Genomic DNA, 309 nt, shown 5'->3' with positions numbered 1-309 from the left:
TGAGTAATACCAGCAGTTTGTTCTTTGATACTTTCTGCCATATCGTTAATGGATTGAACAAGTAAATTTGCACTAGCTTCAATCTCACTTAAAGACTTTTGAGTTCTTTCAGCTAGTTTTCTAACCTCATCAGCTACTACTGCAAAGCCCCTACCATGCTCTCCAGCCCTTGCTGCTTCAATGGCTGCATTTAAGGCTAAGAGATTGATTTGGTCAGCTATATCTCCTATTATGCCAGTTACATTTTTAATGTCTTCGCTTTGAGTTATAACATCTCCTGTTTTCATAGAAACATTTTGCATAGAAGAA

1 protein-coding gene is annotated in these 309 nt (G+C 37.2%); it reads right to left on the bottom strand.

Annotation, left to right across the window (positions count from 1 at the left end):
* The coding region (locus FMM56_RS07130) for a methyl-accepting chemotaxis protein (protein WP_223811486.1) at positions 1 to 309 on the bottom strand (309 nt) is incomplete at both ends.

Source organism: Campylobacter sp. LR264d (assembly GCF_008633895.1).
In the GTDB taxonomy this organism is placed as follows: Bacteria; Campylobacterota; Campylobacteria; order Campylobacterales; family Campylobacteraceae; genus Campylobacter_D.
This window is presented reverse-complemented; position numbering and strand designations above follow the sequence as displayed.